21 protein-coding genes and 1 pseudogene are annotated in these 16,555 nt (G+C 38.7%); 4 read left to right on the top strand and 18 right to left on the bottom strand.

Annotation, left to right across the window (positions count from 1 at the left end):
* Positions 1–55 precede the first annotated feature (55 nt).
* From ABS301_RS15420 to ABS301_RS15395, 6 genes are all read right to left on the bottom strand, one after another.
* Entirely contained in the window at positions 56–346 is a 291-nt protein-coding gene (locus tag ABS301_RS15420; protein WP_349673065.1) for a hypothetical protein, read from the bottom strand.
* An 81-nt stretch (positions 347–427) separates the two neighbouring features.
* A complete protein-coding gene (locus tag ABS301_RS15415; protein WP_349673100.1) occupies positions 428–2,497 on the bottom strand; it encodes a ribonucleoside triphosphate reductase in 2,070 nt (689 codons plus the stop codon).
* Between the two features lie 17 nt (positions 2,498–2,514).
* Complete coding sequence (locus tag ABS301_RS15410) at positions 2,515–4,557, bottom strand: cell division protein FtsA (RefSeq protein ID WP_349673064.1); 2,043 nt, start codon at positions 4,555–4,557, stop codon at positions 2,515–2,517.
* Between the two features lie 200 nt (positions 4,558–4,757).
* On the bottom strand, positions 4,758–5,276 hold the full coding sequence (locus tag ABS301_RS15405) for a GNAT family N-acetyltransferase (protein WP_349673063.1): 519 nt from the start codon (positions 5,274–5,276) through the stop codon (positions 4,758–4,760).
* A gap of 245 nt (positions 5,277–5,521) precedes the next feature.
* Positions 5,522–5,866, bottom strand: a complete 345-nt coding sequence (locus ABS301_RS15400; RefSeq protein ID WP_349673099.1) for a VOC family protein — start codon at positions 5,864–5,866, stop codon at positions 5,522–5,524.
* Between the two features lie 261 nt (positions 5,867–6,127).
* Positions 6,128–6,835 (bottom strand): SHOCT domain-containing protein, encoded by a 708-nt coding sequence (locus tag ABS301_RS15395; protein ID WP_349673062.1) that lies wholly within the window; start codon positions 6,833–6,835, stop codon positions 6,128–6,130.
* 175 nt (positions 6,836–7,010) lie between these two features.
* Between ABS301_RS15395 and ABS301_RS15390 the strand changes: the two genes are divergently transcribed.
* On the top strand, positions 7,011–7,484 hold the full coding sequence (locus ABS301_RS15390) for an HIT family protein (RefSeq protein ID WP_349673061.1): 474 nt from the start codon (positions 7,011–7,013) through the stop codon (positions 7,482–7,484).
* A gap of 45 nt (positions 7,485–7,529) precedes the next feature.
* Here ABS301_RS15390 and ABS301_RS15385 read toward each other — a convergent pair whose 3' ends face one another.
* The 4 genes from ABS301_RS15385 to ABS301_RS15370 form a co-directional block, all read right to left on the bottom strand.
* Entirely contained in the window at positions 7,530–8,012 is a 483-nt protein-coding gene (locus ABS301_RS15385) for a DUF6773 family protein (protein ID WP_349673060.1), read from the bottom strand.
* Positions 8,005–8,214, bottom strand: coding sequence for a helix-turn-helix transcriptional regulator (locus ABS301_RS15380; protein WP_349673059.1), 210 nt, complete (start codon positions 8,212–8,214; stop codon positions 8,005–8,007). The genes ABS301_RS15385 and ABS301_RS15380 overlap by 8 nt, the downstream gene beginning before the upstream one ends.
* A 100-nt stretch (positions 8,215–8,314) precedes the next feature.
* The gene (locus ABS301_RS15375; protein WP_349673058.1) at positions 8,315–8,719 is read right to left on the bottom strand and encodes a DUF3788 domain-containing protein; all 405 of its coding nucleotides are present in this window, start codon (positions 8,717–8,719) and stop codon (positions 8,315–8,317) included.
* A gap of 928 nt (positions 8,720–9,647) precedes the next feature.
* Positions 9,648–10,502: a hypothetical protein gene (locus tag ABS301_RS15370; RefSeq protein WP_349673057.1), complete on the bottom strand. Its 855-nt coding sequence runs from the start codon at positions 10,500–10,502 to the stop codon at positions 9,648–9,650.
* Between the two features lie 190 nt (positions 10,503–10,692).
* On the opposite strand from ABS301_RS15370, the gene ABS301_RS15365 reads away from it, so the two are divergent.
* Positions 10,693–11,265, top strand: a complete 573-nt coding sequence (locus tag ABS301_RS15365; RefSeq protein ID WP_349673056.1) for a hypothetical protein — start codon at positions 10,693–10,695, stop codon at positions 11,263–11,265.
* A gap of 433 nt (positions 11,266–11,698) precedes the next feature.
* On the opposite strand, the gene ABS301_RS15360 is transcribed toward ABS301_RS15365, so the two are convergent.
* The 3 genes from ABS301_RS15360 to ABS301_RS15350 all read right to left on the bottom strand — a co-directional run bounded on the left by ABS301_RS15360 (position 11,699) and on the right by ABS301_RS15350 (position 12,912).
* Positions 11,699–11,950 (bottom strand): TIGR04076 family protein, encoded by a 252-nt coding sequence (locus tag ABS301_RS15360; protein WP_349673055.1) that lies wholly within the window; start codon positions 11,948–11,950, stop codon positions 11,699–11,701.
* A gap of 217 nt (positions 11,951–12,167) precedes the next feature.
* Positions 12,168–12,722 (bottom strand): manganese catalase family protein, encoded by a 555-nt coding sequence (locus tag ABS301_RS15355; protein ID WP_349673054.1) that lies wholly within the window; start codon positions 12,720–12,722, stop codon positions 12,168–12,170.
* A gap of 28 nt (positions 12,723–12,750) precedes the next feature.
* Positions 12,751–12,912 (bottom strand): hypothetical protein, encoded by a 162-nt coding sequence (locus tag ABS301_RS15350; protein ID WP_349673053.1) that lies wholly within the window; start codon positions 12,910–12,912, stop codon positions 12,751–12,753.
* A gap of 142 nt (positions 12,913–13,054) precedes the next feature.
* Between ABS301_RS15350 and ABS301_RS15345 the strand changes: the two genes are divergently transcribed.
* Positions 13,055–13,735, top strand: a complete 681-nt coding sequence (locus tag ABS301_RS15345; protein WP_349673052.1) for a DUF3298 and DUF4163 domain-containing protein — start codon at positions 13,055–13,057, stop codon at positions 13,733–13,735.
* A gap of 15 nt (positions 13,736–13,750) precedes the next feature.
* Here ABS301_RS15345 and ABS301_RS15340 read toward each other — a convergent pair whose 3' ends face one another.
* Positions 13,751–13,930, bottom strand: coding sequence for a hypothetical protein (locus ABS301_RS15340; protein ID WP_349673051.1), 180 nt, complete (start codon positions 13,928–13,930; stop codon positions 13,751–13,753).
* Between the two features lie 96 nt (positions 13,931–14,026).
* On the opposite strand from ABS301_RS15340, the gene ABS301_RS15335 reads away from it, so the two are divergent.
* Positions 14,027–15,484, top strand: a complete 1,458-nt coding sequence (locus tag ABS301_RS15335; protein ID WP_502877970.1) for a recombinase family protein — start codon at positions 14,027–14,029, stop codon at positions 15,482–15,484.
* Here ABS301_RS15335 and ABS301_RS15330 read toward each other — a convergent pair.
* From ABS301_RS15330 to ABS301_RS15315, 4 genes and pseudogenes are all read right to left on the bottom strand, one after another.
* Positions 15,484–15,579, bottom strand: a pseudogene (locus ABS301_RS15330) (manganese catalase family protein); the annotation flags it as partial. The gene ABS301_RS15335 and the pseudogene ABS301_RS15330 sit on opposite strands and share 1 nt — an antisense overlap.
* The gene (locus ABS301_RS15325; protein WP_349673049.1) at positions 15,579–15,854 is read right to left on the bottom strand and encodes a spore coat protein CotJB; all 276 of its coding nucleotides are present in this window, start codon (positions 15,852–15,854) and stop codon (positions 15,579–15,581) included. The gene ABS301_RS15325 and the pseudogene ABS301_RS15330, both read right to left, overlap by 1 nt.
* On the bottom strand, positions 15,854–16,282 hold the full coding sequence (locus ABS301_RS15320; protein WP_349673048.1) for a spore coat associated protein CotJA: 429 nt from the start codon (positions 16,280–16,282) through the stop codon (positions 15,854–15,856). Before ABS301_RS15320 ends, ABS301_RS15325 begins: the two co-directional genes overlap by 1 nt.
* 31 nt (positions 16,283–16,313) lie before the next feature.
* On the bottom strand, positions 16,314–16,555 hold a 242-nt coding region (locus ABS301_RS15315), incomplete at its 5' end, for a hypothetical protein (protein ID WP_349673047.1).

The raw sequence follows: 16,555 nt of genomic DNA, 5'->3' as shown, positions 1-16,555 counted from the left end.
AAAACAAAAAAGTTCCGGCATTCTAAATGAAAGCCGGAACTTTTTGTTCACCGAATTATTTGCATCCACATCCAGAATCCGTAGATCCCATTACAGAACCGCTGTAGGTTCTTCCACAGCCGTTTGCGCTCCAGAATCCATCACGGAATCCGGTCTCATAACCATCTTTAAAGCCGCATGCATATCCCTGACGATAGCACATGTTCATGTTTCCGTTTCCAGTTGTTGCATCACTGACATCACTGCATTTGTCATTACATTTGGTATTACAATTATTTGCATTGCTATTTCCGCTTGGGCAGTTGCAGTTGCAATTGCATCCGTTATTCCAATTATTACAACTCATTTTCATTTACTCCTGTTTAATCAGTTCGTAATATATCTTATGCCCAAGTCTTTCATATGTGAGTTAAAATGGTGAAATTTTTCACTCTAAAGTCATCATTTCTCTATTTTTAAACTCCTGAGCTTTTCCTTCATTCCAGTCATTTACAGGTCGGTAGTATCCCGCTATTCTGCTGTAAATATCCGTCTCATTCCCGCACTTGGGACAGATCTTTTGCTCACCCGGCAGATAGCCGCAGCTCTGACAGACAGAGTATACCGGTGTAAATGTCAGGTAGGGAATCTCATACTGATTTGTCATGCGCCTTAAGGCATCTCTGACAGTCCGATAATCCGATTCCTCCTTCTTCATGTAGACAGAAAATACAGTACCTGCCGTATACAAAGGCTGAACACGATTCTGAATCATCAATGCCTGAGAAAGGCTGCCTCCCCAGTCTGCCGCCAGCTTGGTGCTGTTGGTATAATAGGGTACAGGTGAATGATCACCTGCAGATCTTATCCCGGGATATTCTTCTCTGTCAATGAGTGCCAGCCGGTATGCCGCCGATTCAGCCGGAGTTGCCTCAAGGCTATACAGACTATTATACTGTAGCTGATAAGTAATCAGTTTTTTCTTTAAATGCTCCATCACATTGACTGCAAATGCCTGAGTATCTTCTGATTCCATTCCCGTTCCCAGCCAGTTTGCATTCTTTCCGGCTTCATCCATTCCCACAATACCGATGGATGCGAAATGATTGGTGAAATTCTCCAGATAACAGGCGGTATAGGGGTAAAGCCCGTTTTTCAATAGTCTGGTTATTAAGTTTCGCTTGATATCAAGAGATCTGGCGGCAAGATCTGCCACACAGTCCAAGCGCTGATAAAAGTCCGCTTCATCAGAGGCCAGATATGCGATTCTCGGCAGATTAAGAGTTACCACACCGATGGAACCTGTATGTTCTCCATATCCGAAAAAACCACCGGCTTTATGGCGCAGCTTTGTAAAATCAGGGATACTTTTGGGTGTAAATGCCCGTACATCTCCTGGAGTAAGACCGCTATTGATGTAATTGGAAAAGTAAGGAGTTCCGTAATGAGATGCCAGTGTAAATAACAAGCGGTTTCTCTCCGAATCGGACCAGTCAAATTCCTTTGTTATTCCAAATACCGGAATCGGATACTGAAATCCCATTCCTCCGGCATCTCCTTCCAGCATTGTTTCTAAAAAGGCACGGTTCACCATATCCATCTCTGTCTGACAGTCTCCGTAAGTAAAATCCATAAATTTCCCGCCTACAATGGCCATTTGGGATTTCATATCCTCTGGTACCGTCAAATCAAGGGATATATGGGAAAATGGCGCCTGGGTTCCCCAGCGGCTTGGGGTATTTACTCCAAACACAAAGGCCTCCATGCATTTTTTCACTTTATCGTAAGTCAGTCCATCTGCTTTTATAAAGGGCGCCAGATAGGTATCAAAGGATGAAAATGACTGGGAGGCAGCCCATTCATTCTGCATAATACCAAGGAAATTTACCATCTGATTGCACAATGTGGCCAGATGCTTTGCCGGTGAAGCTGTGATCTTTCCGCTGATTCCGCCCAGTCCGTCTAATAAAAGCTGCTTTAAAGACCAGCCGCAGCTGTATCCTGTCAGCATGGAAAGATCATGGATATGAATCTCTCCATGATTATGAGCGTCTGCGATCTCCCTGTCATAAATTTCAGACAGCCAGTAATTTGTGGTAACTGCCCCGGAGTTGTTAAGAATAAGACCTCCAACCGAATAGGTCACCGTGGAATTTTCTTTCACATGCCAGTCTTCAACTTTCACATACTGGTCTACCACATCTTTGTAGTCCAGGGTGGTGCTTCCTAAGTTTCTGATCTTTTCCCGCTGTTTCCGATAGAGAATATAAGCCTTTGCCACTTCCGTATAACCGGTTTCTTCCAGAACTTTTTCCACACTGTCCTGAATATCTTCCACCGGAATACTCTCCGTATGAATCTTATTTTGAAAATCAGAAGCGACTCTTAGTGCCAGAAGCTCAACAATACTGTCCGTATAATACTTACCCGTTGCCTCAAAAGCTTTCTTAACTGCTTCTTTGATCTTGGATAATTCAAATCCTGTGACTGTTCCATCCCTTTTTACTACATTCAACACGCCCATACGCACCCCTTTTATTCATTTACCTGATAGATCATGATACGGTCTCTGCTTTTTAATTCCTGCTGAAAATAACTGCTTTCCCCGTTGACCTCCAAGACTACTTTTCCGGTAAGATTTTTAAAATCGAGTCCGGAATATTCCAGCATGTCCATAAGATAATAAGGACGCTGATCCGGTTTAACAGGAAAAGTCATAGGTTTGTCATTTAAGAAAAATGTGATCTTTCCATTGCTTTTATGAAACACTGCATCGGAAGAAGCAGATGCAGCCGTATGCCCATCCAGCTTTAATCGTTGCTCTTTATCAATCTGTATACCTGTAGACGTCATCTGTGCCGGAGGAGTCAAAATCCCCGGAATATTCTGAGGAGCAGAAACCGGTTCCTGATACGGGACTTGTTCTTCCTCTGCTTCATCATACCAGTCTTCCTCTGGAAGAATTTCTTTTTCCAGGACTATTTCTATTACAATGCTGTCTCCGGATTTTAAGGGGAGATCTTCTTTTGCCTCTATTCCATTCACCAAAATCTTTTTTCCTGCTCCTGGCTTCTCAATATCCGAAAGCATGGCAGAAGCGCTCTTACCGTGACTGGCAGGCACAAATACGATCCAGTCTTCTGCGCTTACCTGATCAGAAAGCTGTGCTTCCTCTCCGTTTAATGTGAGGACAGACGGCTCCGCCTTCTCACCATAAAAAACAGTCCGTTTGCCATTTACACTTACAACCAGATTCTGACCGGAACGCCCGATCATATCCTGATAGTTATATCCGTTCATCATTAAAACGTCCATAACGGTAAAGGTTCCTCCCCGGAAAAGTTTTGCAGGGCGTTCGTTTAAAATAACACGAAAACCATCATTGACAATATTAAATCCAGCTGAAATAACGATTCCAAGAGGAGTAGCATATTCCGGATTCTCCAGATCATATTCATCGGAATAAGCATTAATCTTAAAATTATTTCCTGCAATGGCAACACGCTTGGAATCAATTTTTAAATGTTCTACAATTCCCTCTTTCAGTCCGGACAGCCTGCTGCCGCCTCCTGCCAGAAAGACTGCTGACGGCATACCGCCATTCACCTCCAGTATTTTGTCTGAGATCTCCTGACAAAGTCTGGAAGATGCCTCTTTGATGCTGGAAAAAATGGCTTCCCTGGTGATTGTCTGCTCAAAACCAAGGATATCTGTAAAGTTAAGTTCTTCTGTTTCATCAATCTGGGATTTAATTTTTTCCGCAGTACCAAAATCAACTAAGTATTCCTTCATAATGGTTTCCGTTATCTCATCTCCTGCCAGTATGGCCATGGTATAACCGGTCACACTACCATCCCGGCAGACAGCGATATCAGAGGTACCCGCACCGATATCCACCATAGCGAGGTTAAGAAGGCGGATATTCTGTGGAATGGCCGCATTGATGGCAGCAATCGGCTCCAAAGTAAGGCTCGCCACCTCAAGACCGATTTTATGCATGGCAGAGTATAAGCTTTCCACAACCTCGGTGGGAAGAAATGTGGCAATGATATCTGCCTTTAAAACCCGTCCATGATGATCAATTAAGTTGGAGATCATATAATTATCCAGGAAATATCTGCTGACGGTATAACCAACCAGATAAAACTGACGGTCAGTATCCCTTCCCTCCCGGTTCATAAACTGCTTCTCCGCTTCACTGATGGCTCCCGCTTCCAGTCTGCTGACGGATTCTGCATCAATCTTCTGAGCTCTGGCAAGCTCCATCTCATAGGTCACACTTTCTGTCCTCAGTGCTCTTCCCGCAGCTGCCACACAAACCTTTAACAGCCTGCAGCCCAGCTTTTTTTCCAGTCTTTCTTTCACCTGACCGGCAATTTTTGCAACCTGATCAATATCTTCGATCTGTCCGTCAATCATCGCCCGCTTGGTGTGCTCGGCTCTCTCTATGGCAACGATATGTATTCTGTCCCCATCCGGCATTCCTACCATGCCAATGATGCTTCTGGTTCCAATATCCAGAGCGAAAATAGCCTGATCCGGGAGTGTATCTGTCAAAATGCTATTTCTGTTATCCATAAATAATGCCCCATCCTCATTCATATTTGTCTTTATTTTACTAGTATCAGGAGTCTCCGTCAATCGAATAAAAGAAACTTTTGTTGAAAAAGAAAGAATTTTGATACAAAAGAGCCGGTTTATGTATCGAAAACATTGAGTTTGTCACCATAAACAACTTCATTTTTTTTGTACATGGGCTGTGATTTTTTTCCGTAATATTAACGGTTTACCATCTCATATAACGGGTGATATAGCCCTGTTGGTGTATAAAATTCTTTGCCAATGGATTGAAATCCCAATTTCATCAGCAGCTTTTCTGATGCCTTGTTTTCAGGATGATGGCCTGCATATAGTTTTTTAGCATTTAACATGTGAAAGCTGTAATCAATAACGGCTTTCGCTGCCTCTGCGGCGTACCCCTGTCCCCAGTATTTTTTCCGCAAATGAAAACCCAGCTCGTATGAATACTTTTCGGATTTATAAGGACGGATCCCGCAACATCCAATGAGTTCATCTGTTGACAGTTCAAAAATGGGCCAGTATTGTATATGATACAATTCATGATTACGAATTTCCGTATTCAGACGGTTTGCAATCTCTTCCTGTGTAAACTTACCAATGGAACAGATAAACCGGGTAACTTCCTCTTCTTCCCATAGCTGGGATGCCAAATTTATATCGGCATTATTCCATTTTGAGAATCCAATTCTTACTGTTTTAATAAAATATTCACGCATGTTAAATCCTCGTTTCTTTGGTAGTCTGTTTGTTTAACCCAGACCTCCAGCTCAGCCAGTTTCACAAACTCTTCACAAATCCATCAAATTCCGGTCACATTTTCACAGTATATTAGTAAATGTAAAGAGGCCAATAACCTTTTAAATAAAACTTTTTTTCATACAGCCGACAGGATACCCCCATCTTGTCGGCTCCTCCCATTTTTAGGGGAACAGTTGAGTAACTGGCCAACAACTCCATACTATTATTCTTTAGGGAAACTTCTAAATACAATTAAGTTATCATCAGGATCCAGAAAGCTCATATTCTTTGCTCCCCACGGTCTTATTGCCGGCGGTTCCAGGATCTTAACACCAAGGGTTGTTAATTTTTCATACTGAAAATCCACATCATCTACCGTAAATGCTATACATATGTTTTGAGCATTCCTCTCTCGCTCCATACCATCATTATAAACACTCAAGGTTGTTTCCTCGGAGATGATAAACTGATGAATATTATCATCACTACCATTATCAATATCAAATATGGATTTATAGAAATTTGATAATCGAACAACATCTTTTGTAAACAAACATACTTCTCCCACCTTCACAGATTCTCACCTCATTTTAATTACTATTTTCTGCTACCATGATATTTCTTTTCACACACTCTTCACAAACCTATCAATTTCCTGTCACATTTTTCCGCTATATTAATAACTGTAAAGAGGTCAAACACCTTTGAAATAAAACTTTTTTTCATACAGCCGACAGGATCCCCCATCTTGTCGGCTTCCTCCAATTTACAGGATGTAATTTTAAGTATAACAGATAAGAGGCGGGGTGGTCCGCCTCTCCGTTTTATATTACATTTTATCTATAATATCCCTTTTTTTGGTCTCAAACTCCTCTTCCGTTATTAAACCGCCTTCTTTCATAAGAGACAGTTCCTTTATCTTATTTAAGTTTACATTTTCACTTCCTACACTTTTTAAAGTTTTGTCATTAAGATTAGAACTAACTATATTTTCTTTATTGGAACTCGATAAAATTTTCTTAATATCATCTTTATTATAAAACAGAAGACCTCCCGCTGTCATTAATAGTGCTAAAACAGCGAAAGCGTTAATAAATCCCTGACCTTTAATTCTGTCAACTCTTTCCCAAGTTCCCCGCTCATCTTCTATAACAGTGACTTTATCTGGTCTTGCCATATATTCTTCATACATATAATCGGGATTATAGATAAACTGTGGTTCACCTATTACTTTTGCATCTTCCGATATAGGAATAATTAACTGAAGCCAATCTGAATCTCTTAATATCGAATTCCCTAATTTTGTATAATAAATTACCTCAGTTAAATTCTTATCTTTATTATGTATAGTATATAAATACTTTAAACTGCCTGGTTCTTCCTCTTTGTCCACAGAAATTTCAAACCACATATTTGCATATTTTCTGGTCTTTTTTTCATAGTTCATTTTAGGTCCCAAATTAATTACTAATAAAAACACAATTAAAATAAAAATAATACAACTTCCAATAATTAAAACTTTTTTCTTGTTTTTCATTTTTATCTCCCATTTTTTACCTATATTCTATCTCATATTCTATTAAATTAAAAGACATTCGTATAATTATAATAAAAATAAATTTTTACCGATTATATTAATTGATATTTTTTAAATCGTTATCTATAATTATTAATAAATGTGAGTGAATTTATATATATTAAAGGAGAAAAAAATGTACAATCATGCACCTTCAGGTTATGTCTGCCCTTTTTGCCTAATTGCTAAGGGAATTGAAAAAGAAGATATAAATACAAAACAGAACGATATTATATTTCAGGATGATTATGTTACTGCATTTATATCATCTTGCTGGTGGAAAAATAATAAGGATCACGTTATTATAATTCCTAATAAACATATTGAAAACATATACGATTTACCATCTGATATCTCTTACCGGATACATGATTTAGAAAAAGAAATCGCAATAGCATTAAAAGGAACTTACAGATGTGACGGAGTATCTTCCAGACAGCATAATGAACCATGTGGTAATCAAGATGTATGGCATTATCATCTCCATGTCTTCCCTAGATATAAAAATGATAATTTGTATCAGTCAGATAGAGAAAATACCAAACCAGAAGAGCGTTTAGAATATGCAATTAAGTTGAAAGATTATTTTATCAAGATGAAACATAATTAGGACGCGGATTCACAAAAAGTAAACCAACGTCCTGTTTTTACTTCATCATTTTTTATTCGAAGCGGATTCACTCTCTGCTTCAAGTTTTTGTACCCTTTTTTTATAAATAAATACAGAAAGCGTTAATGCGCCAAGGGTTAATATAAAGATTTGTGCGAATATAAATCCTCCTGTGGCAACTGCGCCAGCTAGTTTACCATATTTATAGTAAGATGTTGCAAAGAAAAGAATTCCGCACAATACTCCAGACAGCAGACTTAGTATGACGTTTGTTTTAAAATTTGGTTTCAATCTCCTGTCCCATATACCATTGATCAGGCATGCAATAAGTAGGTATATGGAAACAAGCATAAATACCAGCCATTCACCTGCGATATTACGGAATAAATTATTCGCATCGGTAGACAAGGTTACCTGTAACAGAATCGCGGCTAACAATCCCCAATATACAATCCAGAAACCATAGTGTTCGATCTTTAATAACTTTTGCTCCTGCATTTCATCCAGATTATTCTTTTTTCTATTCATTATTATCATCCTCCCAGAATAAATCATCAAGACTTTTTCCTAATATCCGGCAAATAGCCCGGCATAATTTTATCGTTGGATTGTATTCACCCTGTTCTATGGCATTCATGGTCTGCCGTGAAATTCCCACTTTCTCAGCCAGCTCCTTTTGTGTCAGATCCAGTTGGGCACGGGCAACTTTTATTGGTATATTTCGACCCACTGCAATCACCTCCACATGATTATATTAACATATGAAATACTTATTGTCAAATATATACGACATTTATTATTCTATTTCAGGTCAGTCTAATCGGTCACTTTTATTTTAATGCCAGCAATTTCATTATATCGTCCAGATGCTTTTTGTTTGTTATTCGATCATGAATCCAGCCACCGTTACCACAGGGATATCTGGCGTCTATTTGTTCCTGTGTATACTGCGTAAGGGAAGAATATGCTTTTTGAAATGAATCATCGGATAACCTTAGCATAACATTAAGAGCACCGCATTCGGGAAAAACATCACAAAGCAGCTTTTGATTTTTACGGTAGGTAACACACCAGCCATAGCCGTTTCCATAAGGAAAGCGTATCTCATTCTGAGCATTTTTCACCTCTGTCATAAACTGTTTCAGTTCAGTAAACAGCGTACCACTCTCGCCACACCATTCAATCATATTAGTTATGTTGGGGCGAATTGATTTGTCAAGCAGTCTCTCATACATAGATTTACCTCCATTCAGATTCTTTTCCATTTAATATTACATGATAATCATAAGACTTTCAATATTACGATTTCTGATAGCTGCAATCTGTCAATTACGGAATTGGCAAAATAATCTTAATACAGAACCCACTATGATTTTTAAATAAACTGTTATATACTTAAATAAAAGGAGGATTAAAATGTATAGCTTGATTGATCTGGTTGTAGATGTAATTGGCTTTTTTGTGGATCTATGGATAATATTTGATCATCCAAAAAAAAAATAATCGTACGAATGAACCAGGCAGTATTACTTTGCTTTAATAATTCTCCTCTTTTTGACAATAAAAAACTACCAGTCTCATCCTGATAGTTTTTCATCCTCTAGATATGCTAATTATTATTAACGAAATATTTTACCACTTTTTACCATATTTGACTATATTAACAATAAGATATATGATAAGTGGAATTAAAATAAGCAGTGGAATTACTGCATTTATAGGCTTGGGTAATATAAGAGCCATTATTGACGAAATGACAAGCAATGCGAAAACAACGTTTTTCTTCATTTACACTTCCTCCGATATAATACAATTGACAGGTAATCTTATTCCTAATCGAATCGTCTCTACAAATAGAATACCATCGTATTTACAAATTATCAATAAATTCCATTCCACTTTTTCCTCACAAAATCTTCACATATTCCACAACTTTTCTACATAACCAAAGAGTATAGTAATAATTGTTACAGGTAATATCCTTTATATTTATATAAAGCCGGTGGGTTTCTTTGAACTTACCGGCTCTTTCCTTTCTTCTGGGCAGTTTGTGTCTGAACAAACGATCTATGTGCAGATTAATATTTTAGTTGTATTTATCAATCACATAGGTATCGGTAATGTAATTAGACTCAAGCAGAGTTTTAAGAATATATGCTATTTCTATTTACTTACTGTCATGTGAGCATTCAACCAATTTAAAAGCTGTTCTTCTTCTTCCGGATTATGAAATGATATTTCTATCCCCCAACTGGCACCTCCTGGTATGGAACTATATAAGCGAGTGGTGTAAAAAATTCGTTGATCATTTTGATATGGACTAATTATTTGATATCCTTTAAGAAGTTTTCCACCTACTAAAATTTCCTTACGTATAACATTTCTACGGGTAGTATTTGCATTATCTTTATCGTCAACCCAAGCACTAATCGCTTCATCACTACTTTTATCAAATGGGAAAGTACTTAATTTAGCAGCAACTTTAGCCGGAGAGATAATGCTGAATGCAGTGTATGAGCCAGCACATGTATAATTATCCATATCCAGTTCAAATCCATCCTGGTATTCCTTATCTCCGTAATTTAAATTGATACCTAAATAATCATTGCGAACAATTTCTCCATCATATGAGAACGGGAAAAAAACAGAACCGTATTGTTCTATACGGCCTTCCTGAGCTACATTAATGGTAGCCTTTGGGCAATTCTTATACCATCGGCCTTCATAGTTTACTAAATATCCATCTGGCGTTGTAGTATTAGACAAAATATTTCCATCTTCCCCGTAATATTCAAAGATAGATACACCCACACCTCCCTCAGAAATGCTTTCTATCCACTCGTTTCTAGCCATGTTACCATCTTCTTTAATGTAAGAGCCAAATAATTTATAAGAACCGTCTTTTTGAAGTGTATTGGAACCCCATTTTCTATGTCCCTGTTCAATTTTGCCGAATGAAGTTAACGGAATTCCTAATACAAAAATAAGCATAAACAATAAAACTCTTTTCTTTTTCATCTTTCATATCTCCCTATGAGTAAATTTGTTTAATTATATCATTATTATATATATTGTCAATTTTATCCATTAAAATTCAAATAATTAATGTCTGGGCTAATAAATTTTATTATCTTATATTATGTACTTTTCAATTATTATAATAGTTTGTATAATATACAATATAATTGAATGGGAGTTAACAATTAATATGAAAAATACAAACACTAAAAAACTAAATCTAACCAAACGTAATTTATTGTTATGGAAAAAAGATATAATGTTAACGACATCTCTTGCAATGATAGCTATTGTTTATTCTATGGTTATCATTATTATAATAGCAAAATTATTACTTCATGATTCTCTTTCTTTTATTTTTGATTCAAGTTTTCTAATGATTCTCTTAATGCCCTTTGTTATAATCGTATTTGTAGGTGTTATATTAATTATTATACAATTACGATGTCTAAATTGGTTACATCGTGAAGAATTATATCTTGACATACAGTTTGACGACATTTTAGGCAATGTTTCCATACACAGGACGGACAATTGTTATATCACCAATGAATGGTTTATAATTCCCAGTCGAGCCTATGCTTTTCACATTGATTTTATAATTAATATAGGAAAATTTAAATACCATACCTATCATTCTTGCGGCTATGATGGTAAGCTTTTTACTGCTGATGGTGATGCGTGGAAGATCTATAACATCAGTAACGCTGAATATAAAAAGTTGAAGAAATGGTTTAAGCAAGGTAAAATTAATAGCGTTTAATACCTAAATCCCAGACCCACGAAAAGTGAATTGGCGCTCTCTTTCATTGTCTCTGGGTAATCATTACCCCTATTTACATTTTGTTCAAACAAAAAAACTGGGATTAAATGCATAAAAGTTTTTCCTGTCCAGATTCTCCTGGATGACTCTAAGTGTCTCACCGAAACGTACAGGGTTCATACAAATGGTAATTCTCAGGTTCCGGATGTTCTCGATTTATTACTAGCGGGGGGGAAGCTGGCATCTGCGCACTAGTACTTATAACAAGCGGTGCTTTATAACTGCATCCGCCTCGGTCAGAATTCGACTGTTTACGCTGGCTCTGCCTCCTCTGCAGTCTCTTGACAATTTTCTCAATGTATATCTCGTTTCTGGTAATAAAAAACTACCAGCTTAATACTGATAGTTAGTAATATAAAATATCTTTATTATATTAATTTTCAACCAATTCTCCGTGTAATATTACCCGCCCTCCATCTGGACATTTAATATCAAACTGAGTGTCTTTACCTTCGCCATAATCTAATATAGCGCCATTTTGTAGTGCATATATCATAGGATATGCACTATTCCATAGTTCATGGCATATTGGTGGGCACAAATCTTTAACATAATAACTTTCACCTGCTTTATGATATCCACCACGACATTTACTTTCCATTATTGTTATTTTAATTTTGGACATGTCTACTCTCCTATCATCATTTTAATAATTTTATAATAACTAAAAGCCTACCAACTATCAACATTAATTTTTCAATGTAATAATTCCTTTCACAATCTCTTTACAGATCCATCAAGAACAATGGCTGCTACCAATTTGTAGAATTATAGAAAGAGAGCGCCGACCCACGAAAAGTGAATCGGCGCTCTCTTTCATTATGTCTGGGTAATCATTACCCCTATTTACATTTTGTTTTAACATCAAAGCTGGGATTAAATGCATAAAAGTTCTTGCTGTCCAGATTATCCTGGGTGATTCTAAGTGCTTCACCAAATCTCTGGAAATGGACAATTTCACGTTCCCTTAAAAACCGGATCGGATCACATATATCTGGATCAGTAATAACACGCAAAATGTTGTCGTAAGTACTCCTTGCTTTTTGTTCTGCTGCCATATCTTCTACCAAGTCAGTGATTGGGTCGCCTTTGGACTGGAATTCACATGCATTAAATGGAACTCCGCCCGCTGCCTGAGGCCAGATTCCAGTGGTATGGTCAATATAATATGGACCAAATCCGGATTCTACTACCTGTTCCGGGGTTAGGTTTCTGGTTAGCTGATGAACAATGGTTGCTACAATTTCAAGATGGGCCAGTTCTTCCGTTCCAATATCTGTCAAAATTGCTTTCCCCTCTTTATAAGGCATAGCATAACGCTGGGAAAGATAACGCATGGAAGCGCCCATCTCTCCATCAGGTCCGCCAAATTTCAAAAACATATAATTACTAACCACTCCCTAAAAAAGAAAGAGAAGTGTTTTATCACTCCTCTTCCTTTTTTTCATACACTTTAATGCTTTCTTCATGTCTCAACGTATTGGGACCTAAGAATTTACCAGTCTCCCAGTGATTCTGGAATGTTTCTGGCTTTTTGTTCTCATCCTTTGCACTGGAACTGTAGTTATCCTTATCTTTATTTTTCATGTTTGTTCACCTCAAAGATAGTATGGTAAAAAAGGTCCCGATTATACATATTCGATCTCGGATTCAGCCTGTTTCTCATTTTTCCGCAATAAACCTGCTGAGCATTCATATAATATAAAAAACTTTCTTTCCTGAGGTTCTCATGCAGACAATCACAAAAAAGACAAAGACGGATGTAATGAAGCATAACGACGTTCCTGTCTTTACTTATACCATCAATTATCCTTATTTTACATCAACCTGCAGCACTGCCGCGGCCAACACCATTAACCAGTTCTATGAGACTCAGTCCCAGCAGTCGGAAAAATACTGCCGCGAGGTTTTATACCCTCAGGCTGTGGAAGATGCCATGTATGCAAAAGACAATGAGTTTCCCTTTCACAGCTATGAATTCCTTTCCAACTATGTGATCACATATAATGAGGGTTGCTTTACCAGCCTCTATACCGACCAATATTCTTATTTGGGCGGGGCTCACGGAAATACGGTGAGGCAGTCCCAGACCTGGAACTTCAAAACAGGGGAGCAAATGCATATAACCGACCTTTTTCTAGACGTAAAAGATGTAAATGATATTTTTAATGTAATTGAAAACGAGATTGTTATTCGCCAGAAAGAAAATCCGGGCACCTACTTTGATGATTATGCAAATCTGATCCGGGGTAATTTTGATATGAACGCATTTTACTTAAAGCCCTGCGGCGTTGTTATCTACTATCAGCAATATGATATTGCTCCATATGCCTCCGGAATTCCTGAATTTTTCTTTCCCTTTAAAAACTGCACGGATGATACAGGTTCCCAAACCACATCACAGTCATAGAAAATAGTCCGGTCATCACGATAAGAGATGGCCGGCATTTTTTTTGTTTTCTGTCTTAAAATAGCCTGCCTGCCTCATTATCAGATCCAGGATCTTTTCAGCGGCCTCCTTTTTTTCCTCCTCAGTAAGGGTCTCAAACAAAACCATTTCCCCAGTAATCTCTATGTAATTTACAATCTTGATTGTTTTACTCATAATTTTATACCCCTTCCTGTAAAATGTATGTGACACAGATTGTACCTGTTTCCAGGTATCTTCTCTTTTAATTATCGGAAAGAAGGGAACTCATTGATTAAAAATGAGACAAAACCGATTGGGGCGGCTTATGTACGGGTAAGTACAAACGATCAGACCGAACTCTCTCCAGCTGCACAGCTTCGTGAGATTAAAAATTCAGCCAATGCCGACGGTGTGCTGATTCCGGATGAATACATTTTTATAGAAGAAAAGGGGGTAAGCGGGCGCAGAGCTGATAACCGGAAAGAATTTCAGCGGATGATCTCCATCGCAAAATCCCATCCCGCCCCTTTTCAATATCTGTATTTGTGGAAATTCTCCCGCTTTGCACGTAACCAGGAAGAAAGCATGTTTTATAAAAGTGTACTTCGAAAAAAATGCGGCATTTCAATAAAAAGTGTTTCTGAACCAATTATGGAAGGCATGTTTGGGAGGCTGATCGAAAGCATTATTGAATGGTTTGATGAATATTATTCCATCAACTTATCTGGTGAGGTTACACGGGGAATGACGGAAAAAGCGCTGAGAAATGGGTATCAGGCCGCTCCCTGCCTGGGATACCGTGCGGTAGGGGAGGGAAAGCCTTTTGTTATAGAAGAAAAGGAATATGAGGCCGTAGTATTGATACATCAGTCCTTTTTTAACGGAATGGATCTCACATCTATTGCAAGAGATGCCAATAACCAGGGATATTGTACCAAACGGGGTAATCCGTTTGACAGAAGATCGGTAGAGCGGATATTAAAAAACAGATTCTATGAAGGCACAGTTACGTGGAATAACATCTCTTTTCAAGGCTCTCACGAAACAAGAAAAGAGGTCACCTCTGTCTTTCAAGCTAACCAGCAGCGGCTGAAACAGGAATACAGGCCTCGGAACAGAAGGGAAGTTTCCTCATGCAGACATTGGGCCAGCGGACTTTTGGTCTGCGGTTACTGTGGTGCCAGCCTGGGATATAACTCAGGAGGAAAAACGGGTCATCAGTCCGGCTATTTTCAATGCTGGCGCTATACCAAAGGACTTCATAAGGAATCCTGCTGTATTTCTGACAAAAAAGCGGAGTCTCTCATTATTGAATCCTTACGGCAGGTCACCGCAAATGCAGAGAAACACAACAATTACATCAAACAACCAGGTTCAGGACGATCTTTAGAAAAGCAGCGGTTAGAATCCGCATTGGAAAAGCTTGGTGCAAAGAAAAATAAAATAAAATCAGCATATGAAAATGGGATTGACACTCTGGAAGAATACCGTGTCGGAAAAGAACGCCTTTTGAAGGTTGAATCAGAACTGGAAAGCAGGATAAAATCCATAGAAGCCTGGGAACGTCATGAACACACCCAAATGAAAGATGAATGTAACTATAAAATCAAAGGTGTCTGCGATATAGTAACAGATCCATCAGTCAGCAGCGAAGTGAAAGGGAAAGCGCTGCGCAGTGTGGTGAAAAAAATTGTTTATGATAAAAAGTCAGGGGAAATGAAGTTTATTTATTATATGCAGTTACAATAAGGTCCGCCATACTGGCTCATAATGAAGGTAGCGATTTTAGGATTGGGCGTTTTAATATTTACAGGATACTGCAACCTCTTTTCATATCTCCACATTAGCCGCACACTCCTTCCCATGGCCATGGATCATTTACCCAGGTCCAGTAGTTTTCGTCCATAACTCCATCTGCCATCAGTGGACCACAATATTGCTCATAGGTTTGCATAGCCTGATTACGCATATTTACTACATAATAGTAATAATTCAATGCATCTTGGTCACATGGGTGGGTATCAAGATACAGGACTACATCGTCCATTGCGAAACTGGCTTTAAATATCTGCATTAATAGCATATCGCAATCAACAACATTATTACAATTATTTCCCATTACTTGCACCCCCCCATCAAAAATGGTTTAAATAAATCTGGGAAAATCGTTCCCATTTCAATTGCAGTATCTACAGAATAAAGTTCCTGCCATCTCTGCCACGGAACATAGGCCATACCTACTGGATACCGGTCAATACATTCCGCACCGGAACAATCAGCTGGCTTGGCACCAGTACACACACCAGGAGCTACTCCCATTGGTGGCATATTGGGTCTCATGCGGCATGGAGGCATATCCGGGTACATCATTGGGCACGGGGGCATTTCCGGACATTTCGTTACTGCCGGAGAGACTCCCTGTGACGGACATTTTGCTGGTTTGGGAGGCATTTCCGGACATCTCATGCGGCACGGAGGCATCTCAGGACATTTCGTTACTGCTGGAGAGACTCCCTGTGACGGACATTTTGCTGGTTTGGGAGGCATTTCCGGACATCTCATGCGGCACGGAGGCATCTCAGGACATTTCGTTACTGCTGGAGAAACTCCCTGAGGTGGACATTTCATTGGCATTGGGCATGGGGGCATTTCCGGACATTTCGTTACTGCTGGAGAAACTCCCTGTGACGGACATTTCATCGGCATTGGGCATGGGGGCATTTCCGGACATTTCATTACTGCTGGTGAGACTCCCTGTGACGGACATTTCATTGGCATTGGGCATGGGGGCATTTCCGGACATTTCATTACTGCTGGTGA

The sequence above is a fragment of the Lacrimispora sp. genome, from assembly GCF_031982545.1.
In the GTDB taxonomy this organism is placed as follows: Bacteria; Bacillota; Clostridia; order Lachnospirales; family Lachnospiraceae; genus Lacrimispora.
This window is presented reverse-complemented; position numbering and strand designations above follow the sequence as displayed.